Source organism: Paenibacillus sp. 1SOY10 (assembly GCF_056836745.1).
This window is the reverse complement of sequence record NZ_JBXENK010000003.1, coordinates 52,315-77,593: the sequence shown is the minus strand read 5'-3', so window position 1 is coordinate 77,593 and position 25,279 is coordinate 52,315. Positions and strand designations below refer to the sequence as shown.

General features: G+C 48.6%; 27 protein-coding genes. 9 read left to right on the top strand and 18 right to left on the bottom strand.

Translation table 11 applies throughout. The features are described 5' to 3' along the window. Window positions 1-184 precede the first annotated feature (184 nt). The 3 genes from AC1VOR_RS11200 to AC1VOR_RS11190 all read right to left on the bottom strand — a co-directional run bounded on the left by AC1VOR_RS11200 (window position 185) and on the right by AC1VOR_RS11190 (window position 3,513). On the bottom strand, window positions 185-1,624 hold the full coding sequence (locus tag AC1VOR_RS11200; RefSeq protein WP_482617838.1) for a serine hydrolase domain-containing protein: 1,440 nt from the start codon (window positions 1,622-1,624) through the stop codon (window positions 185-187). A gap of 88 nt (window positions 1,625-1,712) precedes the next feature. Further along, on the bottom strand, window positions 1,713-2,816 hold the full coding sequence (locus AC1VOR_RS11195; RefSeq protein ID WP_482617836.1) for a Gfo/Idh/MocA family protein: 1,104 nt from the start codon (window positions 2,814-2,816) through the stop codon (window positions 1,713-1,715). Between the two features lie 34 nt (window positions 2,817-2,850). Next, window positions 2,851-3,513, bottom strand: a complete 663-nt coding sequence (locus AC1VOR_RS11190; protein WP_482617833.1) for a ThuA domain-containing protein — start codon at window positions 3,511-3,513, stop codon at window positions 2,851-2,853. 167 nt (window positions 3,514-3,680) lie between these two features. Here AC1VOR_RS11190 and AC1VOR_RS11185 point away from each other — a divergent pair, with 167 nt between their 5' ends. Beyond that, window positions 3,681-4,517, top strand: coding sequence for a helix-turn-helix domain-containing protein (locus AC1VOR_RS11185; protein WP_482617832.1), 837 nt, complete (start codon window positions 3,681-3,683; stop codon window positions 4,515-4,517). Window positions 4,518-4,552: 35 nt separating this feature from the next. Here the strand turns inward: AC1VOR_RS11185 and AC1VOR_RS11180 are convergent, their stop codons facing one another. Both AC1VOR_RS11180 and AC1VOR_RS11175 read right to left on the bottom strand, forming a co-directional pair. Further along, window positions 4,553-5,248 carry a response regulator gene (locus tag AC1VOR_RS11180; RefSeq protein ID WP_482617830.1) on the bottom strand — a complete coding sequence of 232 codons (696 nt, stop codon included), beginning with the start codon at window positions 5,246-5,248 and terminating at the stop codon, window positions 4,553-4,555. Between the two features lie 16 nt (window positions 5,249-5,264). Then, window positions 5,265-6,797: a sensor histidine kinase gene (locus tag AC1VOR_RS11175; RefSeq protein WP_482617828.1), complete on the bottom strand. Its 1,533-nt coding sequence runs from the start codon at window positions 6,795-6,797 to the stop codon at window positions 5,265-5,267. 253 nt (window positions 6,798-7,050) lie between these two features. Between AC1VOR_RS11175 and AC1VOR_RS11170 the strand changes: the two genes are divergently transcribed. The 4 genes from AC1VOR_RS11170 (at window position 7,051) to AC1VOR_RS11155 (ending at window position 11,588) form a co-directional block, all read left to right on the top strand. Beyond that, window positions 7,051-8,343 (top strand): ABC transporter substrate-binding protein, encoded by a 1,293-nt coding sequence (locus AC1VOR_RS11170; RefSeq protein WP_482617827.1) that lies wholly within the window; start codon window positions 7,051-7,053, stop codon window positions 8,341-8,343. Window positions 8,344-8,443: 100 nt separating this feature from the next. Beyond that, window positions 8,444-9,334, top strand: a complete 891-nt coding sequence (locus tag AC1VOR_RS11165) for a carbohydrate ABC transporter permease (protein ID WP_482617825.1) — start codon at window positions 8,444-8,446, stop codon at window positions 9,332-9,334. A 30-nt stretch (window positions 9,335-9,364) separates the two neighbouring features. Continuing rightward, window positions 9,365-10,210 carry a carbohydrate ABC transporter permease gene (locus AC1VOR_RS11160; RefSeq protein WP_482617824.1) on the top strand — a complete coding sequence of 282 codons (846 nt, stop codon included), beginning with the start codon at window positions 9,365-9,367 and terminating at the stop codon, window positions 10,208-10,210. A 28-nt stretch (window positions 10,211-10,238) separates the two neighbouring features. Next, window positions 10,239-11,588, top strand: a complete 1,350-nt coding sequence (locus tag AC1VOR_RS11155; protein ID WP_482617823.1) for a glycoside hydrolase family 5 protein — start codon at window positions 10,239-10,241, stop codon at window positions 11,586-11,588. A 67-nt stretch (window positions 11,589-11,655) separates the two neighbouring features. Here AC1VOR_RS11155 and splB read toward each other — a convergent pair whose 3' ends face one another. The 10 genes from splB to AC1VOR_RS11105 form a co-directional block, all read right to left on the bottom strand. Further along, a complete protein-coding gene (splB, locus tag AC1VOR_RS11150) occupies window positions 11,656-12,684 on the bottom strand; it encodes a spore photoproduct lyase (protein ID WP_482617821.1) in 1,029 nt (342 codons plus the stop codon). Next, window positions 12,681-12,944 carry a transcriptional regulator SplA domain-containing protein gene (locus tag AC1VOR_RS11145; protein ID WP_482617820.1) on the bottom strand — a complete coding sequence of 88 codons (264 nt, stop codon included), beginning with the start codon at window positions 12,942-12,944 and terminating at the stop codon, window positions 12,681-12,683. Before AC1VOR_RS11145 ends, splB begins: the two co-directional genes overlap by 4 nt. A gap of 115 nt (window positions 12,945-13,059) precedes the next feature. Beyond that, window positions 13,060-14,478 carry an extracellular solute-binding protein gene (locus AC1VOR_RS11140; RefSeq protein WP_482617819.1) on the bottom strand — a complete coding sequence of 473 codons (1,419 nt, stop codon included), beginning with the start codon at window positions 14,476-14,478 and terminating at the stop codon, window positions 13,060-13,062. 101 nt (window positions 14,479-14,579) lie between these two features. Beyond that, on the bottom strand, window positions 14,580-15,425 hold the full coding sequence (locus AC1VOR_RS11135; protein WP_482617817.1) for a carbohydrate ABC transporter permease: 846 nt from the start codon (window positions 15,423-15,425) through the stop codon (window positions 14,580-14,582). A 17-nt stretch (window positions 15,426-15,442) separates the two neighbouring features. Further along, window positions 15,443-16,357, bottom strand: coding sequence for a carbohydrate ABC transporter permease (locus AC1VOR_RS11130; protein ID WP_482617815.1), 915 nt, complete (start codon window positions 16,355-16,357; stop codon window positions 15,443-15,445). A gap of 37 nt (window positions 16,358-16,394) precedes the next feature. Further along, a complete protein-coding gene (locus AC1VOR_RS11125) occupies window positions 16,395-17,744 on the bottom strand; it encodes an MATE family efflux transporter (RefSeq protein WP_482617813.1) in 1,350 nt (449 codons plus the stop codon). Further along, window positions 17,731-18,729 carry a CehA/McbA family metallohydrolase gene (locus tag AC1VOR_RS11120; RefSeq protein WP_482617812.1) on the bottom strand — a complete coding sequence of 333 codons (999 nt, stop codon included), beginning with the start codon at window positions 18,727-18,729 and terminating at the stop codon, window positions 17,731-17,733. The genes AC1VOR_RS11125 and AC1VOR_RS11120 overlap by 14 nt, the downstream gene beginning before the upstream one ends. Then, a complete protein-coding gene (locus AC1VOR_RS11115; RefSeq protein WP_482617811.1) occupies window positions 18,726-19,196 on the bottom strand; it encodes a hypothetical protein in 471 nt (156 codons plus the stop codon). The genes AC1VOR_RS11120 and AC1VOR_RS11115 overlap by 4 nt, the downstream gene beginning before the upstream one ends. Window positions 19,197-19,387: 191 nt before the next feature. Continuing rightward, window positions 19,388-20,395, bottom strand: a complete 1,008-nt coding sequence (locus AC1VOR_RS11110) for a LacI family DNA-binding transcriptional regulator (protein WP_482617809.1) — start codon at window positions 20,393-20,395, stop codon at window positions 19,388-19,390. Between the two features lie 47 nt (window positions 20,396-20,442). Continuing rightward, entirely contained in the window at window positions 20,443-20,787 is a 345-nt protein-coding gene (locus AC1VOR_RS11105; protein ID WP_482617807.1) for a winged helix-turn-helix transcriptional regulator, read from the bottom strand. A 105-nt stretch (window positions 20,788-20,892) separates the two neighbouring features. Here AC1VOR_RS11105 and AC1VOR_RS11100 point away from each other — a divergent pair, with 105 nt between their 5' ends. Together AC1VOR_RS11100 and AC1VOR_RS11095 are read left to right on the top strand one after the other, a co-directional pair. Beyond that, window positions 20,893-21,282, top strand: coding sequence for a RidA family protein (locus AC1VOR_RS11100; RefSeq protein WP_482617805.1), 390 nt, complete (start codon window positions 20,893-20,895; stop codon window positions 21,280-21,282). A 194-nt stretch (window positions 21,283-21,476) separates the two neighbouring features. Next, window positions 21,477-21,776, top strand: a complete 300-nt coding sequence (locus AC1VOR_RS11095) for a hypothetical protein (RefSeq protein ID WP_482617803.1) — start codon at window positions 21,477-21,479, stop codon at window positions 21,774-21,776. 27 nt (window positions 21,777-21,803) lie between these two features. Here AC1VOR_RS11095 and AC1VOR_RS11090 read toward each other — a convergent pair whose 3' ends face one another. Next, window positions 21,804-22,325, bottom strand: a complete 522-nt coding sequence (locus tag AC1VOR_RS11090; RefSeq protein WP_482617802.1) for a hypothetical protein — start codon at window positions 22,323-22,325, stop codon at window positions 21,804-21,806. Between the two features lie 47 nt (window positions 22,326-22,372). Continuing rightward, window positions 22,373-22,561 carry a hypothetical protein gene (locus AC1VOR_RS11085; protein ID WP_482617800.1) on the bottom strand — a complete coding sequence of 63 codons (189 nt, stop codon included), beginning with the start codon at window positions 22,559-22,561 and terminating at the stop codon, window positions 22,373-22,375. 143 nt (window positions 22,562-22,704) lie between these two features. On the opposite strand from AC1VOR_RS11085, the gene AC1VOR_RS11080 reads away from it, so the two are divergent. Next, window positions 22,705-23,121 carry a hypothetical protein gene (locus tag AC1VOR_RS11080; protein WP_482617798.1) on the top strand — a complete coding sequence of 139 codons (417 nt, stop codon included), beginning with the start codon at window positions 22,705-22,707 and terminating at the stop codon, window positions 23,119-23,121. Between the two features lie 189 nt (window positions 23,122-23,310). Here the strand turns inward: AC1VOR_RS11080 and AC1VOR_RS11075 are convergent, their stop codons facing one another. Continuing rightward, window positions 23,311-24,708 (bottom strand): helix-turn-helix domain-containing protein, encoded by a 1,398-nt coding sequence (locus tag AC1VOR_RS11075; protein WP_482617796.1) that lies wholly within the window; start codon window positions 24,706-24,708, stop codon window positions 23,311-23,313. 166 nt (window positions 24,709-24,874) lie between these two features. On the opposite strand from AC1VOR_RS11075, the gene AC1VOR_RS11070 reads away from it, so the two are divergent. Further along, window positions 24,875-25,219, top strand: coding sequence for a helix-turn-helix domain-containing protein (locus AC1VOR_RS11070; protein ID WP_482617794.1), 345 nt, complete (start codon window positions 24,875-24,877; stop codon window positions 25,217-25,219). Window positions 25,220-25,279 lie beyond the last annotated feature (60 nt).

Sequence of the window (25,279 nt, the reverse complement as noted above, 5' to 3'; positions counted from 1 at the left end):
ACAAAAGAGACCTCTGCCACTATAGGCAAAGGTCTCGCTAACAACGTAATGTTGCCAATAAAGCCGAGGATTCTCATCCCGTAATGACGACTTTACTGTACAGCTACTCCCCTTTGGAGTTGTTATCTTATTTCGTATCATAACATCTCTCTTAGATATAGGGAATACCCTGTGATTATTTTTTTTAGAGCCGTCTTCCTCGCACAGCTGGAGGTCCATCCGGCTCGAAGGAAGCATTCCAGCTCACCTGAAGCTCTATCTCGTCGCCAGCCTCTTTATACTCCGAAGTTATTGTGATGCAAAACGGCGTCTCAACCCGCTGAATCGACAACAGCAACTGACCATGCTCCTTCCAGGTAAACGAGCCCACTATTTGTTCCTCCACGCCAAAGAAAGAGGTTCTGCCCGGGACCCACCGCTGCCTGCCCAACTCCATTCGGTGGTCCGTACCTTTCGCCCGAATGTGCAATATAGCGGTATCCTCTACAAACTCAATTTGAATCGTCTCCAGTTCCAACGAGTTGGACTCAAGTCGATAAGAGCTTTTATTAATATCCATCTCCCACTGCGACTCTTGCTGCCAGCAGGGAGGTTGCAACTTCAACTGGCTCAGTCTATCCTGCAGCAATTCAACAACATCAGGCTCTTCCGCCATCTCGCTGCCGCTACTCTTGAATGCAGGAATCAAATGCTCCCATACTCCATTCAAGACCCCTTGAAGGTCATTGGTTCCCCCGGTCATGGCCAGTACAGCATCCCATTCCTCCATCACGATGCAGAATTGTCCAAATGCCCCGTCCCCCCGATACACTCCATGGCGACACCGCCAGAACTGGTAACCATATCCTTGCGCCCAATCACTCTCTTTGCCGTCCCCATTTGAAATCTGCTTGGCTGTGGCCTCGGCAATCCAGTCTTCATTCAACAAGCGCTGGCCCTGCCATTTTCCCTTCTGCAAATATAGCTGTCCAAACTTCGCGATATCCTCGGTCCGTACTTTCAAACCAAAGCCGCCTGTATTAATGCCCTTCGGACAGCTCTCCCACGAAGGGTTAGTAATACCCAACGGCTCAAATAAACGAGGCTGTAAAAATTGCAGCAGCGTCTGTCCTGTCACCTTCTGCAAAATAGCCGAGAGCATATAGGTGGCCCCTGTGTTGTAGAGAAAATGCGTTCCCGGTTCAAGCTCTACGGGCAATGCCAGAAAGGCTCTGACCCAATTCCCATCCGCAGCCTGATGCATGTCACTTGTTGTATCAGAGGTATGCCCCGTCCCCATCATTAGCAAATGCTTGATGCGCATAGCAGATAAATTTGCCGATACCTCAGCAGGCAACTCATCCGGGAAGAAAGAGATAACAGAATCATTTACATTTAACTTCCCTTCCTGTACAGCCAGACCAATGGCTGTGGAGGTGAAGCTTTTACTGAGTGAAAATAGCATATGCGGCAATTCCGGTTCATACGGATGCCACCAACCCTCAGCAGCAACATGACCATGGCGCAGCAGCATCAAGCTATGCATTTCTATTGAATGCGCTTCCAAATAATCGATAAAACCTTGAACTTTACTTGGCGATATCCCCAGTTCCTTGAGGTTTTTTCTCGGCAAAGACATTGACATCGGGTGCAGCTCTCCTCTCGATAAACAAGCTACTTTCATTATACAAGCTGCGTTTATAAATTAGAAGAAATAACCATTTATTAAATAATCAGTTCAACGTGCTATATATCAGTCCCGGTGCAAGCGGTCTTGGACGTTCACAGCTTGTGGTCAGTTCCGCGTATCGCTTTGACTCCGAGCTGATATGGAAAGCGTGCATAATCTCCAAAACATGATTGGCTAACTCCCCATGCGCTCGATGTTTTTGCCCGCTGGTTATGCAAGCTCCCATATCCGCTACGCCAATACCCCGACTGTTCATGGCATGGCTATGGAGCAATGGAATTTCGGCAAAGCCTTCTCCGCCAGCCGGCTTGAACAGAATCGGTCCGCCAAAAGTATTGGGATCAGGGACAATTAGCGTGCCCCGCGAGCCGTAAATTTCAATTCGCGGCAACGTGCTGTCCCAGACATCAAAGCTGGTCACCATCGTAGCTACGGGTCCGGAGACAAATTCCATCGTCCCCGCCACATGCGTAGGGACCTGCACCTCTATCTGCTGGCCAAATTTAGGACTGCTGGTAATCGTTCGGTGTGGAAATGTCTTCTTGGCGATCCCACAGACCGTCTTTACCGGGCCTAGCAAAGAGACCAGCGCTGTCAAATAGTAAGGCCCCATATCAAACATCGGGCCACCGCCCTTTAGATAGTAAAACTCCGGATCAGGATGCCAGCCCTCATGTCCGTGACACAGCATAAAGGCTGTAGCGGCAATCGGATCGCCAATAAAGCCGTCATCAATCAGCTTCCGGCAGGTCTGCAGGCCAGCTCCCAGAAAGGTATCCGGCGCACAGCCAAGCATAAGTCCCTTCTCCTCCGCCAGTCTGGTTAACTCCAACCCGTGCTCGAACTCCAGTGATAAGGGCTTCTCTACATAGACATGCTTGCCCTGCATCAGGGCTGCTTTGCAAATTTCATAATGGTTGACTGGTGTCGTCAAGTTCACCACAATTTCTATTTCCGTGGAGCACAGTAGTTGCTCTGTTGTCCATACATGCGGAATGCCGTGAGTCTTCGCAGCAAGCTCCGCCCGTTCACGAATCGTATCAGCAACCGCATAGACCTCTGTATTTGCAAACATGTTCGTCAGATTCTCCAGATAAATCCCGCTAATATTACCACAGCCTATAATACCGACCTTGATTTTATCCAACTATAATCCCGCCTTTAGCCTGAATTTAATGTTCCTACGCCTTGGCTGCCCACAAGAAGCCACGACGCATCAATTCTCGCGCCTCTGGAATATCAAAAATATCGGCGTGATGGCCTAGTGAATTATAAAACACCCGGCCCTGCCCCCACTTCTTCGTATACACGACAGGCATCGTAATGATACCGTTTGCAGAATGAGGCCCGTCACTCAGCGCAAAGGTCGTTGTTGCGAGTACATTGACACAAGGGTCTACATGAAGATAATATTGCTCCGACTTGACCTTGAAGTCCTGAATCCCCTCAATCAACGGACTGGAGCTATTCATCACCATGTTCACCTCGTACTCGACGCCATCATTGAATGGATGGGCGACCCATTGTGATCCGGTCATAAATTGCCATTCAACTGAATTGCGGAAGGAATCACACATGCCTCCGTGACACCCAGCAATGCCTACGCCGGACTGCACCGCCTGCAGCACAGAACGAAGCTGCTCCTCCTTAATCTCTCCCATCGTCCAAATCGGGACGAGCAGATCGTGACTCTTCAAATTCTCCTCATCCGCAAAACGGTCCAGCGTGTCCGAAACTTCTACCTCGAAGCCTTCCTTTTTCAATAAATTCGCAAATATCTCGGATACCTGAACAGGCTCGTGCCCATCCCAGCCACCTTGTACAATTAAAGCCTTCCTAGCCATGTGTTTATTTTCTCCTTCCCGTACTGTAGTTGCAGCTATTTTCCATCTACTCACTCAAATTGTAAGCCGCAGAGTCCGGAAAAGCTCGTCAAATCCATTGTCCAATCGGACATTTTTTGCTATTTTATGCTTAGAAGTCTAGTGATGAATCGCAGGGGGCAACCAAGTTGAAGGCTTATCATGAACAGCGCTATTATGGAGGCAATCTACGCATCAGTACGATGCAATTGCAGGACCTTTCTTTCTTGGCTCACTGGCATCAGGATGTGGAACTGATTTATGTTATAACGGGGAGCGTGCAAGTAGGTATTAATTCGGAAAGCTGGCTGCTGCAAGCCGGAGATATGGCGATCTGTAGCAGTGGGGATATTCATTATTACGACAGCACAGGGCTGGAGTCATCTATGCTTCTGGTCATCTTTAATCCGCAAACCATCGGAGCTCCCGGTGGATGGCCGGGCCATCTCCGTTTACTCTCTCCTTATGTTGGGAATGCAGGGCGACCTGATACGGACGGTGGCCATCTTGCTAATCAGGCCGCGGAGTTGATGCATGAGCTGCTGCGAGAAGAACGAGACAAATCCGCTCATTACGAAACCATCATGCTTGGTCTGCTCTACCAGCTCAGTGGGCTAATTCTTCGTCACGTCCCGAGTGAGCCACTGACCCTTCCACAGAGCAACCGATTCAGCGGAAGCCGGCAAGCCATGCGTGAAGCGCTTGATTACCTGGAGGAGCACTGGTCCCGTCCCATTACGCTGGAGGAAGCAGCTCGCCAGGCACATATGAGTGTCTATCATTTTTCACGCACCTTCAAACACACCACCGGGATGAGCCTACCTTCTTATCTCAATAGCATTCGGGTAGATAGGGCGGAGGAGCTCATCCGCACCTCCGATCAGACCATGCTTGATATTGCTCTGGAATGCGGCTTTACGAATGTGCGCACCTTCAACCGGGCGTTTCGCCAACTCCGCGGCTGCGCTCCTTCCAGTCTGCGATAAGGGGAGATTCCGTTATGCTAAGCCCCTCATCTTCTTTACCTTTTCCCCTTGCGCTGGGCCAGAATTTGCGGGATGTGCAGTTCCCGTAGCACGGGTACGATTTCCTGAATGCTCGATTTGTCGAATTTCTTCAGAATACTGTTGATTTGCGACTTTAGCGTGGAGGGCTCCACATGGCGAAGCTTGCAAATTTCCTGACGCGTGTAGTCCTTCATGAGCAGCTCCAGTACCTCCAGCTCCGTAGAGGTGAGCAAGGTCAGCTTGTAAAAGTTATGCATCAGGCTGTCTTCTGTCTGCTTAATTCGCTTGAATTCCCGCGTAATCTTGCCTGCGATATTGGCGTGCAAGGAAGGACGGTCCTCATAGGCATCCTTCACCGCTTGCAGAATCGCCGCAGCGGACATATTTTTGAGCAAATAATTTGTAGCCCCTAGCTCGAAGGCGCGAAAGACTGCATCATCTGTGTCGCATACCGTCAGCATCACCACTTTGACCGCTGGCATATAGTTCAGAATTTCCTCGGTTGCGCGAAGCCCGGCCTGCTTGTCCTCCAATTCAATGTCCATTAGAATGACATCGGGCTGATTAAGCGCAGCCAGCATGGTACCTTCGTACCCGCTAGACGCACTGCCCACGTATTCCACATCCTTGTCCTTGGATAAAATCATTTGATAGCGCTTGGCAATCAACGGATCATCCTCAACGATCAGCACCTTGATTGGCCTGCTCATCCGAGACTCACCTCCTTTAGCTGTTTGCAACAGATACGGACAATAGCGGCATCACGATATGAAAGGAACTCCCTTCCCCGACGCGGCTTTCTACATGAATTTTGCCACCATGGGCACTAATCACCGAATGACTGATGGACAAGCCCATTCCCCAATTCGTAGCTGTTGGCTTCGAGGAATAGAACGGCTGAAAAATTTGCCGCGCCTGCTCCTCAGTCATCCCTGCCCCATTATCGGAAACGGTCAACTCAACCCATTTATTCCTCACAATTAAGTCTATCGTCAGTCGGCGGGACTTGTCAGGCACATATTCCAAAGCATCTACAGCATTTGTGATAATATTGGCAACCGCTTGAGAGAAATAATAAGGGTCCGCCATAATCACTGGCACCTTCGGGGATGGGGTATAGCTCACCTGTACCTGCTTCAATTCGGATTGCAAGTCCTGAAGCAGCTTGTCCAGCAACTCGCTCAGCACAACCGGCTCTAGCTCAATCTTCGACTTCAGCGTCTTCTGGTGGACGGAGTCCAGCCGTTCATACACTTGTCGGCAGCGCTGTTCAATGACATGAAGCTCATGCACGGCCTCGGGGGAGCTATCCAGCATGTTCTCTACAATTTCCGTCTGGGCCATGATCGCCAAGAGCTCATTTTTCATGTAATGGCTAAATACCCGGGAGGTCAGCAGGGCAGAATCAATATTGGTCGAGATGACTGATTCCTGGTTCTTGATACTGTTCTGAATACGCGAATACTTGTAAATGCTGTACAGGCTGACCAGCAGACACACCCCCGCTACATAAGGCAGCAGCGTATAAATAGACGGATTGCCCACCAGATTAATCGGTTTGTAATGAACGAAGTGCGCCGCCTTGGACACCTTAACCAGTACATCCGGTGCCCAATAGTTCATATAGTAGTATGTGATCTGTACGGATATGTACGAGACCAGAATCATGGCGATATTACTGCGAATTTGTCGCACCTTAGGGGCATCATACAGCGCATAAATCAGTAGCACCACCCCCACTACAATATAAAGTGTATTCACCGCAAAAGTAAGCGTATGCAAACCCTCATACAGTGAAACGATAGCCTGTGAGCTCATCACATCCGGGTACAGTCTATAATACAGGTTCGCATAAAGGGATGGATCATACACAAAGACCTGTAGCACTAACGGAATGGCCAGGGAGACAAGCAACCATACTCCACGCTGCAACTGTACTTGGAAGGCGAAGTAAATGGCCGAGCACAGCCCGGAGTACAGAAATAGCATGGTGGCCAGATTAAGCAGACGAATCAAGCTAAGCCGGGAAATCGGCAGAAACATCAGTTGATTCTGGAGCCCGCGACTGATGCCGAAGTAATCCTCCAGGCTATAATAATAGTATGCATCCTTGGACATGTACACGATGATACAGGATACGACAACCAGATAAGAGAAGCCCATCATTAGCATAAATAAGGTGGCTTTCGTATAACGCTGCTGAATCAGGCAAAAGACAGCAATTGCGATGAAGAGCATGAAGACGAGGAAAATAATCATGCGACCCGTCCTTCCACATTTCAAGGTACTTCATTTTAGTTTACCCCGCCCCGGCTGTAAAGGTTGAAATTTCATCCACCCATCAGCCCTAGCAGCGCAGGAAATTCGCGCTAAATCAGACGGTTCAGGCTATTGCTCGCATCCCTGCCGATGATAAAAGTTCAACCTTACCGGAATTCCACGCTCACCTTAGACTAGAAGTAGGATTCATCGTTGGTCCATCAAACATAGCATAGAAATGGGAGGGGTTCGAATGAATAGAACGAAGCTGCAAGCCAGTCTGATCCTTGCGCTGGTATTGATGCTCACACTAGCAGGCTGTGGTGCCGGCAATAATGAAGGCGCTAACAACAAGTCCGGTAATGACAAGGTCGTACTTGACTACTACACCTGGACAGACGAAGCGGATTATATGCAAAAAGTGGTTGATGCCTTCAACACCCAACATAGTGACATCGAGGTTAAAATGACCACTGTCAGCAACGACGCCGACGAGTACAACACCAAGATTATGAACAACCTGTCTGGCGGCTCCAAAATGGATGTCTACAGCATGAACGGTACCTCTGGCCTGGGGCTGTACGCCTCCAAGGGACAGCTTGTCGACCTCACGGATCGCATTAAAGCGGCCAATCTGGACGTGGGTGCATATGGCCCCAGCTTCCAGGATATTACGGAAGTGCTGACCGAGGGCAAGTATTATGCTCTCCCTTACCGGACCTCGCAATACGCCTTGTTCTATAATAAGCAGCTATTTGAAGCGGCAGGTCTCGAAGCACCCGGTCAACTGACCTGGGAGGAATATGCGGAACTGGCTAAAAAATTAACTCATGGAGAGGGAGCGGACAAGCAATGGGGCGGCTACTATGCCGACTGGCTGATTGCCCCGCTGGGTGCGCTTCAGCAAGGAGCCACCATTCTGGACGATGACCTCTCCCCCGTCGCAAGCTGGCTCGATTATTTAAACCGACTGTTCTACGAGGACGGCTCGCATATGAGCTACAAGCAAATGAAGGCGGAAAGCATCGACTGGATCAAGCAATTTGAAAGCGGCAACGTCGCTATGCTGATCAACGGAGAGTGGACCCTCAACCTGCTGAAGGCCGATATCGCTAGCGGCAAAACCAACATTGAATTCGATATGGCCCCGCTTCCGCTGCCGGAAGGCACAAACGACCCCATTACCGTGGGCGGCGTAAGCACCTTTATTGGCATGAACCCGCAAAGCTCACACAGTGACGCCGCCTTCGAATTCATCCAGTTCGTGGCTGGGGAGCAAGGGGAAACCATCATTGCCGAGTCCAGCGTCCTGCCAGCCTATGCTAGTGACAAGACGAAGGAAGCCTTCCTGAATGCTACCGGTACGCAAGGTAGCGGTTATTTCTTCGAGGCGAACACCGTCGTCGAGAATCAACCGATTCCGCAAATCGACGAAGTGAACCGCGTCTATAACGAGCAGCGCGATCTCTTCCTGTTCCAGGAGCAGGATTCCTCCACGGCCATGAACCACTTTGCTAAGGAACGCCAAGCTGTACTCAAGCGCTAGACAAAATACTTTGGACCCGCTCGGCTTCCCGTCTTGATGAAGGAAGCCGAGCCTCTCCCCGGCGGAAGCACAGTACAACAATGAACAGGAGGTGGCCTCGATGAGCGGTCAACGGCTGCACAGCCTCAAATCTTATCTTCCAGGGACCTTATTTATCCTTCCAGCCTTCGTGTTATTCACGATATTTATCTTCGTGCCACTGGCCTACGGCATCGGCATGAGCTTCACTGATTACGGCGGGTTTAACCTCAAGGCCAACTTCGTTGGCTTCGACAATTATGCCAAGCTGCTGCAGGACGATTATTTTCGAGTATCCCTGAAGAACAACTTTCTCTATACGCTCTTATTCGTACCCTTAACCATGCTGCTTGCGTTGCTATCTGCAGTTGCGCTGAACAGTGTGCGCCATCTGCGTAGATATTTGCGCATGGCCTTTTATTTCCCGCAAATTACCTCTATGGTATCCATCGCCATCGTGTGGGGGCTGCTGTTCAATCCCATTTCCGGACCGATCAACTCCGTCCTGAAGTCCCTAGGCGTAGCTAATCCTCCCGAGTGGCTGATGTCCTCGCATTGGGCGCTGCTGGCTATTATTCTCGTAGCCGTATGGAAGAGCTTTGGCTACTACATGATTATTTTGCTGGCGGGGATTCAGGGCATCCCGGAGCATTTATACGAATCGGCCAAGCTCGATGGAGCTAATACCTTCAAGCAATTCTGGTATATCACGTTGCCCAGCCTGTCTCCCACCCTGTTTATGGTGCTGGTACTGACGATCATCAACTCGTTCCAGGTCTTCGACCTCGTCTCGGTCATGACCGATGGCGGGCCCGGCCGTTCCACCAATGTGCTGGTGTTTCGCATCTATCAGGAAGCGTTCTTGCATTATCGCATGGGGTATGCGGCAGCCATGTCAGCGGTACTGTTCCTGATCATCATGGTGATATCGCTGATTCAATTCCGCATGGAGAAGAAATGGGTCACCTACTAGAAACTACCTTGAGAAAGGGGGAGACTTCTCGTGCCGCAAGCTATCTCTAAATCATCCAAGGGCCGACCATTCTACGTCTTGTTGTTAGTCGGACTGGTTCTCTGCTCCGTGGCTGCACTATTCCCATTCCTCTGGATGGTGTCATCATCGCTACGCACGGACGTGGACTTGTTCCGCAACCCGATGAACTGGATTCCCCAGACGTTATATCTGGACAACTACCGGGAGGTTTGGCAGGCTATCCCGTTCGGCCAATATGTATTCAATACGGTGAAGCTGTCGGTACTGATTACGGTATTACAGGTACTAATTTGCGCCATGGCCGCCTATGCTTTTGCCAAGCTGAAGGTTCCGTTCAAGAGCGTCATATTCGTCTTGTTCATGGCTAACCTGATGATGCCTTGGCAATCAATCATGGTGCCACAGTTTGCCGTAGTCAGCCGGCTGGGCCTATATAACACGCATACCGGATACGTGCTTATTCAATTATTCAGTGGCTTTGGCATTTTTCTGTTGCGGCAGTTCTTCATGAGCCTGCCCAATGAATTAAATGAAGCCGCACGTGTAGACGGCTACAGCGAATGGCGCATCTTCCGCAAGATTATGCTGCCCTTATCCGCTCCGGCGTTGTCGACCTTACTAATTTTCACCTTTACGTATATGTGGAACGATTACCTGGCTCCGCTGATTTATTTGAACGACGACGCACTCAAGACCCTGCAGCTTGGTCTGAAGGCCTTCCAAACCGAGCATACCACGGATTATGGCCTGCTGATGGCCGGTACTGTCATTGCAACAGTTCCCATGGTGGCGGTGTTCCTGGCAGGCGAACGATTCTTTATCCAGAGCGTGGCTACCACGGGAATGAAAAATTAATTTGAAGATAGATAGGATGGTGCCAAATATGACGAGCATGAATTTGAAATCATTTGTTCAAGTATCCGGAGAAGACTTTACGGTGAACGGGAAAAAGATTCTGTTCCGCGGGTTCGGGCTAGGCTCCTGGATGAACCTGGAGCATTTTATGATCGGACTACCGGGAACGGATACGATGATTAAGAAGGCTTTTGCCGAGGTATACGGGGAAGAACGCAGTCATGCATTCTTTGACCGCTTTCTGTTGGGGTTCGTCGATGACCGGGACTTTGAATTCCTCAAGAAGCTAGGCGTGAATCATTTACGCCTGCCGTTCAATTACAAATATTTTATCGACGATCAGCAGCCCGGGGTGTTGAAGGAAGATGGCTTCAAGTACCTGGACCATGTGGTGGATCTGTGCGCCAAGCATGAAATCTATGCGATTCTTGATCTCCATTCCGTGCCTGGGGGGCAAAACCCGGATTGGCACTGCGATACCAACTCTGGCCTGCCTCTCTTCTGGGAATATGGGGCGCTCCGCGATACGGTTATTCGTCTGTGGGGGCAAATCGCTCAGCATTACAAGGATCAGCCTTGGGTGGCAGCTTATGACATCGTTAATGAACCTGCATTAGTTAGCGATGCTGCTGTGTTTAATGAGTTTTACCGCAAGGTCGTTGCCGAAATTCGCCAATATGATGAGCGTCATATTATCTTCATAGAAGGTAATGCGTTCACCACGGACTTCTCGATGCTTGATCCTATAGACGACCCACAGGTGGCCTACGAGTTCCACTTCTACCCCTTCGTTGACGAGCCGGCCGTACTTACCCGGGAAATGAACCGCCAGCGCCGACAAGAAATTTTTGCTGATGCCTTTGGCAAGCTACTGGCCATTCGTGACAAATACAAACGTCCTGTATGGTGCGGGGAGTTAGGACTGGTGTTGGAGCAAGAGAATATCGAGTTCCAGGTGGAAATTATCGAGGACATGCTGGAGCTATGTGAGAAGAATGACGTCTCTTGGGCGCTTTGGACCTACAAGGATGCCGCCACCATGGGTATTGTCTATCCCCGCGCCGATACACCGTGGCGCGTACTAACCGATGAGATCAAGCAGGTATGGGAGCAGCAACAGGAGCAAGAGAAGGGCGAAGCCCTCGTTGACTACATGGCGGCCACTTATTTTAAGCCTATCTCTCAAGCGATGCGCTACCCGCTGCAATTCCGCATGCGTACGCTGATGCAGGTCATTTGCGTGGAGCAGAATCTAAAGCCGTTCCTGGCGAAGCGCTCCTGGGAAGAAATCGCTGAGCTGCCGGCCTCATTCCATTGGGAACACTGTGATCATTGGACCGAGTTGGCTACGTTGATCCAGAAATATACTAAGCTCTAAAAATCAGCAGTTGCCGCATAGATATAGAAGCAGCCCCAGGCGATGGCCTGGGGCTGTCATTCTTTTTTTACGTAAAGTATTCCAGCTTCGCCTGAGGGAAGAACTTATTCATGCACGCGTGAAGATGCTCCTTCAGCTCCGCTTCTTCATCCTTCTGGTAAATATATTTGCCAATCCCGTATCTGCCCCACTTGTACCTGCGTTTCTCTTCATCCAGTTCCAGCTTGGTCATCGGATAATTCTTCTCAATGACACGTTTGGCAGGCTTTGTGAAGCGATGCTGAATAAATTCAAAGGTAATATCGTCCCTTACCCCCTCATCCAGCTCCTGGTCCAGCCGCTCGAACATATGATAATATCCTTCCTTCCAGCCCTCATGCAAATAAATAGGCGCTACAATAAAGCCAAGTGGATAACCCGCACGTGCCACTTTACCGGCGGCTTCAATGCGCTTCGCTAAGGGGGACGTCCCCGGTTCAAAGTTCTTAATGACATAATCCGCATTGACACTGAACCGGAATCTGGTTTTCCCGTTGTGGTTAGCATCAAGCAAATGATCGACATGATGGAACTTGGTTACAAATCGAAGCTTGCCATACTCGGACTGGCCAAAATGCTCGATCGCTCTTTTTAGCGTATGGGTTAAGTGGTCGATACCCACAATATCTGAAGTACAAGCTGCTTCAAACCGGGTGAATTCAGGTATCCGCTCCTCCATATATTTATCCGCTGCCATTAATATTTCTTCCACATTGACATAGGTACGGATATAAGGCTTGCTGCCCATAGTCGTCTGCAAGTAGCAGTAATGACAATGCCCCATACAGCCCGTTGCAAAAGGAATCGCATATTCTGCGGAAGGTTTGGAGGTATCGAATTTCAACGTTTTACGCACACCCACCACCAGCGTCGATTTCGCGACCCGATATTTTTGCAGGTCACTGTCACCGGGAAGATTCCGCACCTGATTGTGCGACGTGGTATATCTAATGTCCAGGTTCATCTTCTGGAACTTCTCATGCAGACTCACCCCTAAAGGGTACTCCAGGGCGTCGGGCTCAAAATAAACGAGTCGCGGCATAAAAGGAGCATTCATTGAAAGCTCTCCTCCACAGTACCGCCGAAATAGTAGTTATAAGCCTCATTCGCTTCCGATTCCGTGGTATATACCGCCATTTCTGCCGTTAGTGGATAATAGGTCTCGTAAAGGAAGACGGCCAACGCACCTGGATTCTCAGGATCATGTATGACCGCTGCCTGCTGTACATTCGCCACGTCTTGGGTGTGAGGGTTGCGGTAAATCACATACACGATGTCTCCAGCTTGATAGTTACCATTTGCATTATATATCTCCACGTGCAGGTCACCTTCTTTTTTGAAGTTAATATCCCTCCTTATCCAAAATTTATGTTTAATATTTTATGGGTAAATATAGAAAAAGCCCCCGGCGATAGCCAGAGGCTGTAGCATATCAGTTCTGCTGCGTCAGCCAAGCCGTGGCTTCCTCTTGGGCTCTCTTCATGGCATCGGCTGCGGAGAGTTCGCCCAGCAAGACGCGCTCCACATTCTCGGACAGGATATAACGGGGTTGCCCGGAACGGTACGGATAACGTGGTGTCCAGAGCTGACTCATTTGCTCCAGGATGATCTCCATCTGCGGGATTTCCTTCACGGTGTCCCACTCTCTGGCCGCTTTGACTACTGGCATACTTTGCGAACGTTGATCCGTCCACATATATTGTTGGAAGAACTCACTGCTACTGAATTTCAGCCATTCCCAAGCCAGGTCCTTGTTCTTGGCCGAGGCTCCGATGGAGAAGGGACTGCCTGCGAACATCCCCCCTGTTCCTGTGGTCGGATTTTTGAATAAGAGAGCGGCTTTGTAGCGATCTTCAAGGCCGAAGGTCGCAATGTCATTGATAAAGCCTGGTACGATACGCAGGTTAATGGCCACGTTGTTATTCTCACGCAGGAAATTCTCCGCGCCTTGGCCCGCCATCACCCCTTCAGGGGCATATTTGGTTGCTTCCTTCAACCATTCAACGGATTGAATCATCGTCTCGCTATCAAATTCCAGCTTCATGTCCTTCCACAGGAAGCCTTCCCCCCATTTGCCGCCCAAAGACTCGTTGATGTTCATCACGCTGTCTGCCGCATCCCCACCTTTATAGGTGAGCCCGTAGTTCATCTCTCCGGTCTTCGGATTTTTACCAGTCATGGCCGCCGCCTTCTCCACAATCTCCTCAATCGTTGGCGATTCCGAGAGCGGTTCTACGCCCCAATCTTCAAATAGCTGGCTATCATAAACAATCAAGCGTGCATCTCCAATGAAGGGTAACCCATAAATTTGCGGTTCCTGATCGTTTGGCCCCATCGTCTTCCAACCGTCTACCTGGCCGTCAAGATACACGCCCAAGTCGAATTGATCCTTGTCAATATAAGGCTGCAATGGCTCCAGCAACCCTTGCTCTGTAAAGGAGGTAATACCCGGAACCTGATACACGTCGGCAGCCCCGGATTGGAGCATCGTTTGCGTCTTCTCATTGTAATTATCCCAGCCCATCAGCACGAACTCTACCGTGGTCCCCGGGTAAAGTCGCTCGAATTCCTCTTTAAGTACCTTCACGCCCCGGGAGGTTTGGCCCGACACCGGATCTGTCTTATCTTCGAGAACAAAGTCTCCGACCAGTTGCACCTTAAGCGTTCCCGATGGCTTGGTGCCTTCCTCTGGCTTGGCTTCTTCACTTCCACTATTTCCGGCTGTGTTCGCGCCTGAATTAGACTGATTAGTTGAGGCATTGGTTGCCGCGTTCCCTCCACAAGCACTCAGGAATAAGGCCAAGGCTAGAAAAAGAATGACGGTCAAGTTCAGCTTACGATGGTTGTACATGCATACCCTCCTGATTAATTGGCATTTTTGATACTGCTGCAAAGCATACAAGGCTCACCGGTTATCTGTATGGCTTCTCGCTCCTAGGTACGTTCCTGCTATCACTCTCCCTTCAGGCCACTTAGAGCAATACTGCGGATAATATATTTTTGGAAGAACAGAAACACCAGAAGTATAGGTAAAATACTCATTCCCGCTGTAGCCATCGTCACTCCCGCCAATCTTCCGCCATTCTCGGTAGAGAAGCTGGACAGGAATAAGGGAACGGTCTTCAAATGCTGGTCATTGATGACCACAAGCGGCCAGAGAAAGGAATTCCAACTGTCCTGAAAGGCGAGGATTCCTAGTGTCGCTGTAATGGGACCGGTTAAGGGAGCAAAGATATGGAAGAAGATTTTGAATTCGCCAGCCCCATCTATTTTGGCTGACTCTCGCAAACCTTCGGGCAAGTTGTCAAAATATTGCTTCGCCAGTACAATACCCATGGCATTGATCACCGACGGGAAGATTAGTGGATACTTGGTATTGATCATGCCAAGCTCATTGAACATCGTGAACATAGGAATCAGTCTGGCTTCAAAGGGAATCATCATCGTGGCCAGAACCGCAAAGAACAGCAGCCGCTTGCCCTTGAAGCTACCTCTGGAGAAAGCATACCCGCCAAGCAGCGCCGAAGAGACGCTAAGCAGTACGCTGAAGAGGGCTATCACCAGAGAATTTCCATAGGCGGTCAGCAAGGCCCCATTTTCAAATACCAGCTTATAATTGAACCAGGAGAACTCCTCCGGCATTAACCTGGGGGGAAAAGGAATACTGACGTTAGCCGTTTGCTCCAGACTGACACTAATCATCCAGAGAAAGGGATAGAGCATGATGATACCAAGAGCGAGCAGGAACAGGAATAAGAGCCCGTCCGATAGTTGTCTTGTTTTTCTGTTGCTCAGCATGGCTGGCTACCCTCCTTCTAGATTTTCATTTTTGTGACTACGGTGTTGAAGTAGGTCAATAGCAGAATGAACAGGAACAGAATATATGTAGCCGCGGAAGCCAGGCCATATTCATGACCGCCAAAACCTCGCTCGAACACAAAGCCGACCACGGTATGCAAGGACCGCGCCGGACTTCCCTGCAAGCCGCCTAGCATATAGGCATCGGTAAATCGCTGAAGACCGCCAATCCAGCCGATAATGAACAAAATCGTCAGGCTCCCTACCATATTAGGCAGCGTAATATAACGCCATTGCTGAAATCGTGAGGCACCGTCTATGGAAGCAGCCTCGTAGTAATCATTGGAGATGGCTTGCAGGTTAGCAAGATTAATAATGATGACAAATCCTAACCAGTGCCAGGCGGCCAGAATAATCACGCCCCATTTAGCCGAATACGGCTGCGATAGCCATATAATCTTCTCAAAGCCCAACAGTTGAACTACGTAATTAAGCGGACCATCCGGATGAAGTATAGCGAGAAACACCGTGGCCGCTGCCACCATCGAGGTGACATTGGGGATATAGAACAACACTTTCAGAAAGCCCCCGCCCCGCAGCAGATTGTTAATTAAACAGGCGATGACAAATCCGGCGGGAATGGCAATCATAAGTTGAAAAATGGTCATGTACAGCGTGTTATACATGGCGTACCAGAATGTTCCCGATTGCAGAACATTGGCATAATTACTAAACCCGACAAACTGTTCTCCCGTTCCTTTAACAAAGCTTAATCGAAGTGATTCTAGCAGCGGGTAAACCATAAATAGCAAGATTCCCAATAAGGTTGGCATCAAGAACACATACCAGGCCAGTTGCGGTTCTCTCCTGGAGACTTTCTGTCGCTTGCGGCTAGCCTGCTGTTCCAATACCGCCGTTACCGTTTTGGACATAAGCTTGGACAGAAACCTGTCCTCCCCTCCCCCGTTTTTATAGTTTTTGTACTTCCCTCGTTACTGTAGAAAGACGAACCTCCTGCCACTTCCCCGATCTCCAGCGAACGATCATGCAGGCCGCTCGTATCCATTCATCTATAATGAACGCCAGCCATATGCCATAGATGCCCATCTCCAGAACAATACCAAGCAGATAAGCCAGCGGTACGCTGACTCCCCACATCAGGACGAGCCCAACCATCACTGGAAATCTGACGTCCCCGCTGGCATTCAGTCCCGCAATCATGATGACGTTGCAGGCTCTTGCCGCTTCCAGCACTACGGATAACAGCAGCAGATTCCGTGCTGTAGCTATAATGACACGATCCTCGGTGAACCAGCCTATAATCGGACCGGAGAACAAGTAGAGCACAAGGCTCACTAGAAAGCTGATAGCCAGGCCAATCTGCAAATGTTTGTTTCCCGTTAACTTGGCCCCGGTACGCTGCCCTGCTCCCAATGAATAGCCAATCATAATGGTCGTGGCCTGACCGATGGAGGTGGAGATTAGAAATACATAGCCCGTAATCGATTGTGTATATATCTTGGTTGTAATGGCCGCCGTTCCCAGCAGCGTCACAATGGCAGTTATCACCACCTGTGAGGCGGAATAAGATAAATGCTCACCCGCAGACGGAATGCCCAGCCGAAGAATCTCCCGCAGATCAGCCAAGCGAAGTCTATCCTGCATTCTGGTGAACAGATGCTGACGCAAGCTGCGAACCAGCATAATTAAGGCCAACGCCACACCCGCAAACCGACTGACAAAGGTAGCCCAAGCTACTCCAGTTACCCCGAAGTAGGACAAACCCAGGGGACCAAACAACACCAGATAATTACCGATGGTATTAATGATGACAACCGTTAGCGATAAGGCCAGCATTCGCTTGACCATCCCGTTCATGCGCAGCATCATTTCTACGGTCATGACAAAGGCGGCTGCTACAGAAGCGGAGCCCGTAATCGTCAGGAAGGTCTTCCCGTAGCCCATCAGTTCCTCCGGCATGGAAATAGCCTGTAGGATCAGATCCGTTCCAAAGAACAGCCCTACACTTACGATCAGGCCCAAGCATAAATTAGCTAACAGAGCTATCCTGGCGATACGCCCTGCCTCCAGCGGCCTGCCTGACCCTAACAATTGGCTCATAATAATGCCTGCTCCTATGGTAATAAAGCCGAATATCAAGTTAGCCGTCGTGATAATCTGGGCAACGGTCCCTACCGCAGCTACGGCAAGGTCAGAATACCGCCCAAGCATTAGCGTATCTATGGTATAAATTAAGGTTTGAATCAATTGGCTCAAGAAGATAGGCCAAGCTAAGGTGAACAAATTAAATTTCAACATAAATAGGATTCGTGAAGGCTATCGTTGCCAGCAGGCCCTGAATCGGACCAAATAGCTCCACGCGCAGCCACCGCAAGCCTTCCAGACTCAAGCCTTCTATCCATTGCGTTCGTCCAGACGCGGACACTCTTGCCAGTTCGCCCAAATTGGAGATGACGATTAAGGTGCTCCCCTCATCCCCACCCCAAGGTCTCTCCGGGATCGAAGAACGGGTGATGGTTACGGATAGTTGGGCTGAGGCCGCATTGTTTGCCTCCTGCAACGGTACCTCGTCCCCAAGCCGATAGCTCGTCCCACCTACATGCAGACTCACCTCAAGAATTGGACCCATACTGAGACATAATCTGCCTTGTCCAATAGCCTTTACAACCGCCTCCGGAGAGCCCGGACTTTCCGTGTCCTCAAGCCCTACATACGTGTATGCCGCCAACGCATCATGGTCTCCGGAATGGTGCCAGTCCCGGCCGGAGGTAGCCGAAATTCGGTATCCTTGATTAAGCAAATCCGTCCATTGCCGCAGGGCGGGCACATTATGGTTCTTGATCGGAGGCATCGTCTCATGCCAGACCTCCATGTAATCTACCTGCTCCCAATCCTCTATCGTGTATTCCCAATGACATCCCGTACAGATGGGGCTCCCCATGCTATAAGGATGGGCGATCCCTACGATGCCCCCTTGCTCGTGAACACGGGCAATGCCCTTGGCAATATCGCCTTGCCCCAGATCTCTCCACTCGCAATAAGGCGCGCCCAGCGTCAGCATATGTCCATAAAAGGTTGTCCACTCCATACCCGGGATAATGGCGATGCCCGTCTCTTGGCTTACAGCTTCTGCGTCAATCAATCCAGACACTGTATTATGGTCAGTTAGCGCAATACCTTGCAGACCTAATCTAGCCGCCGTCTGACACATCTCCAGTAGGGTATGCCTTCCATCACTGTGCGGGGTATGGGTATGCAATTCAAACGGAATCCATTGAGTCAAACCACTTCTCCTCCTCTCACTTCCAGCACATAACGACATTCGGGCGTGACAACACAGTGCACACTAATCGTAATTTTCCAGACACCCGCTGCCAGCTTGCCGGGAATGAAGCCTGGTGAGGTCAGGCTCACATCCGAACATATCCGGTGCTGCTGCTCCGGCGGGTGGCGATGTGCTGAGCCGCGAAACCCTTCGGGCCCGTCCACAGAGAGGGTCAATAAATTTTGTAGCGGATAGAATCCCTCCCAGTTCTTCTTATAGGGCTCTGCCCACTCGGGCTCTGCATACTTCTCAATGGCTTCCATGATAAGCTCATGGGAAGCCGCTTTGTCCTGATATTGCTTAGGCGCATACTTAAAATCGATATCGAGGAACTCCCATTCGTGATTTAACTGGAATTGATAGGTAATCTGTGTTTTGGAGCTAATCGGCGTCAATTTGCCTTCAGCTTCGAGTAGAACGGCCAATGGGTTCACCTCTTCCTCTGAATTCAGTGTTTCTGGTAACGATACCAGAAGGATATTTATAAGCATAACGACCATTTGTAAAATGTTATTCCGATTTTGTTTAAGGGCTTATTAAACTTTGCAAACGCAAAAAGAACCGTCCTTCCTCAAGGAAGATCCGGCTCTTGCAGAATTTATTATGTTTAGGCAAGCTATAATCTACGGCAACTCTCGCGCTCTACTAGCTGATGCGGAAGGATAAGATCAGGAGGAACACTTGTATCCGGGTTCTCAATCAACATATGCAAGCTTTCCAGCGAAATTCGGCCGAGTTCTTCCATCGGCTGCTGAATGGTGGTTAGTGCAGGCCTTACCACTTCGGCAATCCGGCTGCCGTCAAACCCAACAATGGATATGTCCTCAGGAATCCTCAGTCCATAATCGAGAGCCACGTTCAAAGCACCCACAGCCATATCATCGCTCGCTGCAAATACGACGGTAGGCAGCTCTTGTAATTGAAGCAGATCGGACATCAGCTTCCGGCCACTCTCCATTTTATAGTTCCCAAATCGGACATACCGCGGGTCTACCTCAAGCTCATAAGCTTGCATAGCATCCACATAACCGCGATAACGCGCATCGCCAGCCGTAATATCTCTTAGATCCCCGCCAAGAAAGGCAATCTGGCGATGTCCGCCATCAATCAGATATGCAGTGGCATCAAAGGCCGCCTGATAATCATCGATCAACACGGAGCGCTTGGAGGGTAGCGGAGATTTAACACAGGTGAACAGCGTGGGTATGGTCAGACCTTCCATCAGGGTAACGATTCGCTCGTCTACCTTTTGATGCATAATAAGGATACCGTCCACCCGCATCTCTTGAAAGGATTGCAAATAGGTATATTCCTTATCCAGGTCCTCGGCGATATTGCAAATCATCAGGTTGTATCCGTGCTCGCTTGCCGTCTTCTCAATACTGCTGAGGATTGTTGAGCAGAAATGATTGGTAATATCGGGAACAATGACTCCGATCATATCGGTCTTCTGCTTCTTCAAGCTGCGAGCAATATGGCTCGGGGTATAGTTCAATTCGGCGATGGCTTGATTGACTTTGGCTAATAGCGTTTCACTTATGTATTTCTCCCCATTAAGCACCCGTGAGACGCTGGTAACCGATACGCCCGCTTTTCGTGCTACATCTTTGATACTGACTCCCACAAATTCACCGCCTATTTGAATTGTGCTACAAGCTCATAACCGTATCGCTAGCCATTATTATGGTTCTTCATGCCCCAGTCACATAGCTGCTCCAACACGGGCAGCAACGTCTGGGCTTTCTCCGTCAGGCTGTACTCTACCTTGGGCGGTACCTGGGGATATTCTCTCCGCTCAACCATCCCATCGGCCTCAAGTTCCTTAAGCTGGGAGCTTAAGGTCTTATACGTAATTGCTCCAAGCTGTCTCTTCATCTCATTGAAACGAACCGGCTGCTTCTCAGCCAAGAGGTACAGAATTACCATCTTCCACTTTCCGCCAATCACGGACATCGTATAGCCGAACGGGGTGTCCTGAATACGCGTATCCATGCCATTTAAATCGGATATGCCCATATTTCACACTATCCTTCCGGATAGTACCTATCTTTAAAGTGCGTACTATCCCTTTCTTTGTGCCCAGTTTATACTAACCCTACTTTGAAGTAAAGGAGAGTTCACATGACTACGATCAAAACATATAACCACAATCTCTGGGATCATGGCATTTCGCAAGGATACCGCGTCAACGATACCCTCTATATCTCGGGGCAATTTTCTCACAATGCCGCCGGTGAGTTCATCGGAGCTGGCGATATTGAGCTTCAGACTCGGCAGACGCTGAACAATCTGGACCATGTACTCGCAGAATTCGGAATTACCAAGGCCAATCTTGCTTATGTCGAGGTCTACCTCACCAACGCCCAGGAGCATGGAGAACCCGTCATCAAGCTATTCAAGGAATACCTGGGTGACCATCACCGTCCCGCCGGCAGCCTGATCGGCGTTACCTACCTCGCCTTCCCCGAGCAGTGGGTTGAAATCCGGGCCGTGGCACATGTGGAAGAGTAAACAAAAAAAGTAGTATGCAGGTTAAACTGTATACTACTTTTTTTTCGATTAATACACCATCTTCATCAAAAATTAGCTAATATTAGAATATAGTGTATTTTTCCTTATAGGGGGTAAACAGCTTGATCAGTAAGTATAGTAACATTATTTGTAGTGTAATTCTCTCCATTTCATTTCTAGGAGGATGTTACCTGTTGAGTGAGAAAAGGACTTCAGAAGAAACTACAAATATTCCTGTCAGAATCATCAACGACAATAAGGCTGTGCTTTCAGAGTTAGATCTAGCTGAATATCTTGGAATCACGACCAAGGATTTAGAAGTTCTACTTCACCTGGATGAACAAAAAAGAGCAGTCATGAGTGGAGGAATTTATGATACATACTCACTTATGCCCTATTTGGAGCTTCCTAACAAGAAAAAGATTTTTCTAAAAAGCGAGATTGAGAATTGGGTAAAGTATCACTCCACTGGACTAACCACTTTCATTGAATAACCCTAATTTTCAATTCAAATCAATATCTCAATCCTCCACAATCACCTCAAGCTCATCCTCTAGTGTCAAATCATCGGGGGTGAACAAGAAATAGGCCTTATTTTCCTTCTGAAGTAAGTGATGGGGTAAACGGAGTTCGCCTTTGGTAAGAATTTGAACTTCCTGATCCCCCTCCACGGAACCTCCGATTACAGGTGAAACGATCAACGTATGATTTTGATAACCTGGTACGAAGATACGAATGATCTTCCCCCCACTCGCTTGCCGCGCAGGCAGGTATAAGGCCTCCTCTTTTATATAGATTGACCAAAGGTTCGACTCACCACGCCGCTGCAACGTTAATAGTCCTACCCGTTCATTATCCTTCTCATATAGATAGTAATGGAAATATCTATTGTCCTTGGAAACCAACTTGATATCACTAGAAGATATACCAAGCCGCCACAGAATTCCTGGTGTTGTATACGTACGGTACAAATAGGTCGATGTCAACCCTAATGCGAGACAAAGTATAACTATTATGCTTATAGCCCATTTCTTTTTTGTCATATGAACTCTCTTTCCTTGTTTCATCTGTAGCCTTCATCATCTATGGTTTAGTTGACCCACCTTACAATGAGAATGACAACGGCAATAATGCCTACGATAATGAGTAGATTGGTCACCTGTCTCCAAAAACCTGAAGCTCCCTGGGTATGGTAATGATGAGCATTAACATCGTGATTGGCTTTATGTCCGCCAGGATCGGTCGAATTCGCTGGGGGACCTGGGTTAAAATCAGACATGATGATCATCTCCTTTCATTTAGTTTAGCATATCTTTTACAATCTCTGGATTCATATGACTCCTATCATTTAGGCCGAAGTCAAGATAAGATATCATTTGATATACACCGCTGTACTAGTCCATTGTAAAAGGAGCATCTATTTTGAAGAGAAAAATCAGTGGCCTTCTTATCGCTTTGATATTGATCTGTGTCAGTATTCTGGCTATAAACTTATATCATGGTCTTAGGAGTAACAACACGTACGATCTTCAGCTTGGACATAACCCTAACCCAGAGTTGCCCAAAATGGATGATCATGGAGTAAATTTCAAAAACGACACCGGGCTTATTGCTATGGCTATCTACCCGGATAAAAAGGAACAAATTCTACAGGCTCAGTTGTATGTAACCAAACGTGGTGAAAATGAAATTCTTCAAGTGGAAAAGACGAGAGAAACGGCCGACTTAGCTGCATTTGAAATGAGACTGCGGAATTTGAGTTGGGAGCCAGGAGAATATATCATTTATTTCAAACGGGGAACTAAAATTCAACTCTCTCTTGATTTTACACTAAAGTAATTTAGGCACTTCACTTCTATCCATAACCTAAAACTACCCTCTCGAAGAACTTCAAGAGGGTAATTCTAATATCCTTTTCACCTTGCAACAATCCCTAAAATAAGAAGTCCCAGAACCTAGCCGCCCAATCCATGAATTAACACTTTGATGATGCCAGGATCAGCCAACACACCTACTGCTACTGCCCAACTAAGCACGCTTGGCAACAAAAAGCTTCTTCTCTTCATTGGTTTGCACCTCACATAATAATTTTTTATATTGCTTACGACCACTCTCGGATGCTCCATGTCTAAACCTTTCAAATAAACGAACACAATGAATCAACATGGACTCATGATTGTAACGTATGGCAAGTTCTAAACCCTCAAGCAAGTAACCAAACCCTGATTCATATCTCTGAGCACCAAAATAGTAATGTGCAAGTTCGGAAACATACCGGATATATTGATCCGCCACAATTTGTGCATTATAGGTTCCTAGACGAGAGCTTCGTTCCTCAAACACCAAACTCGGTCCATAGTACTCAAGCAAATGGTCCACATTAAGGCCAAAACGATTAGCCGCCTGCAAAATGCGGTACATGGCCGGGATGCTCTCTTCCGCATGATGCGCAACGTATCTAACATAACCAGCTAAAGCCTCTACCTCACCGGACATTAAACGGTACAAACAAGCATTGCCTTGCCCCCACTGGTAGAACTGCTTCACAACTTGCTGTTCTGCTTCGCCAGGTTCTTCTATGTCTAAAAGCTCCCCATGGCTATATAATTCAACATACTGCAAGGCCCGTTCATACTCCTGATGAGCATCACATACATTAGCCATCAATAGGTAGGCGTAAAGCAGATAGAACAACATTTCCCTGGAGGGGCTACTATCCACCTCCTTTCGATTTCGTTTCGGGCGGTGGCGGCGCTGTATGGAAGCCTTACGCTCCAACTCCTCAGCCAGAAGCTGCACCCGGTCCCACCGATGCAACGATGCATATACATCAGCCAAGTCTTTTATTGCATCCAACTGATTCGATTCATTCAAACGATCAATATATTCCTCGAACCAGGCGGCCGCCCGTAAATTTCTTTCCTGATCAGCACCAAGCTCCATCTTAAATAGCCGATATCGGCTCACTGCCAATCGTTCAGAGTGTTGATATTTCTCGCATTCTGCAACACACAAATATAGCAAAGCGGCAGCAGCCCTCTTTCTCTCTTTCCATAGCAATTCCGCAGTATCGAACAAGAGAGGAATATAAGCCAAATGATCCGCCAAGGCATGCACAAGGCGCTCAAGACAATCCAGCTTATCCAGTTCGGCGCAACGATGGATGAACGGCCCCATTCGTCTCCAGTCCGGGGGCGAGTTAAGTAAGCAATCTTCTAGATACACTTCATAGAGAAAGCCTTCCACTAAACCCATGCCCATCGTCAAACGGTCTAAATTATGCATGGAAATTTGGCGTTGCCCACTTAACATCGCGCTGACAGTCCCCGCGTTAATCTCGCATATATCAGAGAACTGCTGCAAAGTCAGCCCTGACTCGCTCAAATAATCCTTTAGCTGCTGCCTGACCGTAGTTTCAGGTTCCATGGAGTACCTCCTTGATAAATAAGAAACTGCCAAGGCTAAATTTCCATATATACCTACTTTCTCCTCTATTATACTACATATAAATAGCATTTTGTATATAAAAAACTATATTTGGTGCCCTGCATAAACCTTTCCAAGTCACCTAAGCTTATATTGAGGTGATGAAATGGCGGAATTGCGCAATTTTCTAGGAAATCGAATCCGAGCTTTACGAAATGCTAAAGGCCTCACTCAACAAAATTTGGCGGATTTATCCGGCTTGGACTATAGATATATCGGTGCAATTGAACGGGGAGAACGGAATTTTACCATTGATACTTTGGAGAAAGTGCTGACAGCGTTACAAGTTACGCTTCGTGAACTGGCTTACTTCAATATTGAGCAGATCCGTGAAGATTCCCCGCGCTGGGAAGCTATCGATCAATTTGTGGTTAGCACCGAGGGATTGACCGAGGAGCAGATTCAGACATTGCGGCGAGTGAACGAAGAAGTGTTAAGGGCATTTAAATAGCCTTTCCCGGGCGGGAAAGGCTATTTAGGTTCAAACTTAAATTTTTTCATTGTAGTCATG

What these genes read in the sequence shown, in the direction of transcription:
- AC1VOR_RS11200 (WP_482617838.1), bottom strand. Translation starts at nt 1,624, where the DNA reads ATGTCAATGTCTTTGCCGAGAAAAAACCTCAAGGAACTGGGGATATCG.
- AC1VOR_RS11190 (WP_482617833.1), bottom strand. Translation starts at nt 3,513, where the DNA reads ATGGCTAGGAAGGCTTTAATTGTACAAGGTGGCTGGGATGGGCACGAG.
- AC1VOR_RS11180 (WP_482617830.1), bottom strand. Translation starts at nt 5,248, where the DNA reads ATGAGCAGGCCAATCAAGGTGCTGATCGTTGAGGATGATCCGTTGATT.
- AC1VOR_RS11175 (WP_482617828.1), bottom strand. Translation starts at nt 6,797, where the DNA reads ATGATTATTTTCCTCGTCTTCATGCTCTTCATCGCAATTGCTGTCTTT.
- AC1VOR_RS11170 (WP_482617827.1), top strand. Translation starts at nt 7,051, where the DNA reads ATGAATAGAACGAAGCTGCAAGCCAGTCTGATCCTTGCGCTGGTATTG.
- AC1VOR_RS11165 (WP_482617825.1), top strand. Translation starts at nt 8,444, where the DNA reads ATGAGCGGTCAACGGCTGCACAGCCTCAAATCTTATCTTCCAGGGACC.
- AC1VOR_RS11155 (WP_482617823.1), top strand. Translation starts at nt 10,239, where the DNA reads ATGACGAGCATGAATTTGAAATCATTTGTTCAAGTATCCGGAGAAGAC.
- splB (WP_482617821.1), bottom strand. Translation starts at nt 12,684, where the DNA reads ATGAATGCTCCTTTTATGCCGCGACTCGTTTATTTTGAGCCCGACGCC.
- AC1VOR_RS11140 (WP_482617819.1), bottom strand. Translation starts at nt 14,478, where the DNA reads ATGTACAACCATCGTAAGCTGAACTTGACCGTCATTCTTTTTCTAGCC.
- AC1VOR_RS11135 (WP_482617817.1), bottom strand. Translation starts at nt 15,425, where the DNA reads ATGCTGAGCAACAGAAAAACAAGACAACTATCGGACGGGCTCTTATTC.
- AC1VOR_RS11130 (WP_482617815.1), bottom strand. Translation starts at nt 16,357, where the DNA reads ATGTCCAAAACGGTAACGGCGGTATTGGAACAGCAGGCTAGCCGCAAG.
- AC1VOR_RS11125 (WP_482617813.1), bottom strand. Translation starts at nt 17,744, where the DNA reads ATGTTGAAATTTAATTTGTTCACCTTAGCTTGGCCTATCTTCTTGAGC.
- AC1VOR_RS11105 (WP_482617807.1), bottom strand. Translation starts at nt 20,787, where the DNA reads ATGGGCATATCCGATTTAAATGGCATGGATACGCGTATTCAGGACACC.
- AC1VOR_RS11100 (WP_482617805.1), top strand. Translation starts at nt 20,893, where the DNA reads ATGACTACGATCAAAACATATAACCACAATCTCTGGGATCATGGCATT.
- AC1VOR_RS11090 (WP_482617802.1), bottom strand. Translation starts at nt 22,325, where the DNA reads ATGACAAAAAAGAAATGGGCTATAAGCATAATAGTTATACTTTGTCTC.
- AC1VOR_RS11085 (WP_482617800.1), bottom strand. Translation starts at nt 22,561, where the DNA reads ATGTCTGATTTTAACCCAGGTCCCCCAGCGAATTCGACCGATCCTGGC.
- AC1VOR_RS11075 (WP_482617796.1), bottom strand. Translation starts at nt 24,708, where the DNA reads ATGGAACCTGAAACTACGGTCAGGCAGCAGCTAAAGGATTATTTGAGC.
- AC1VOR_RS11070 (WP_482617794.1), top strand. Translation starts at nt 24,875, where the DNA reads ATGGCGGAATTGCGCAATTTTCTAGGAAATCGAATCCGAGCTTTACGA.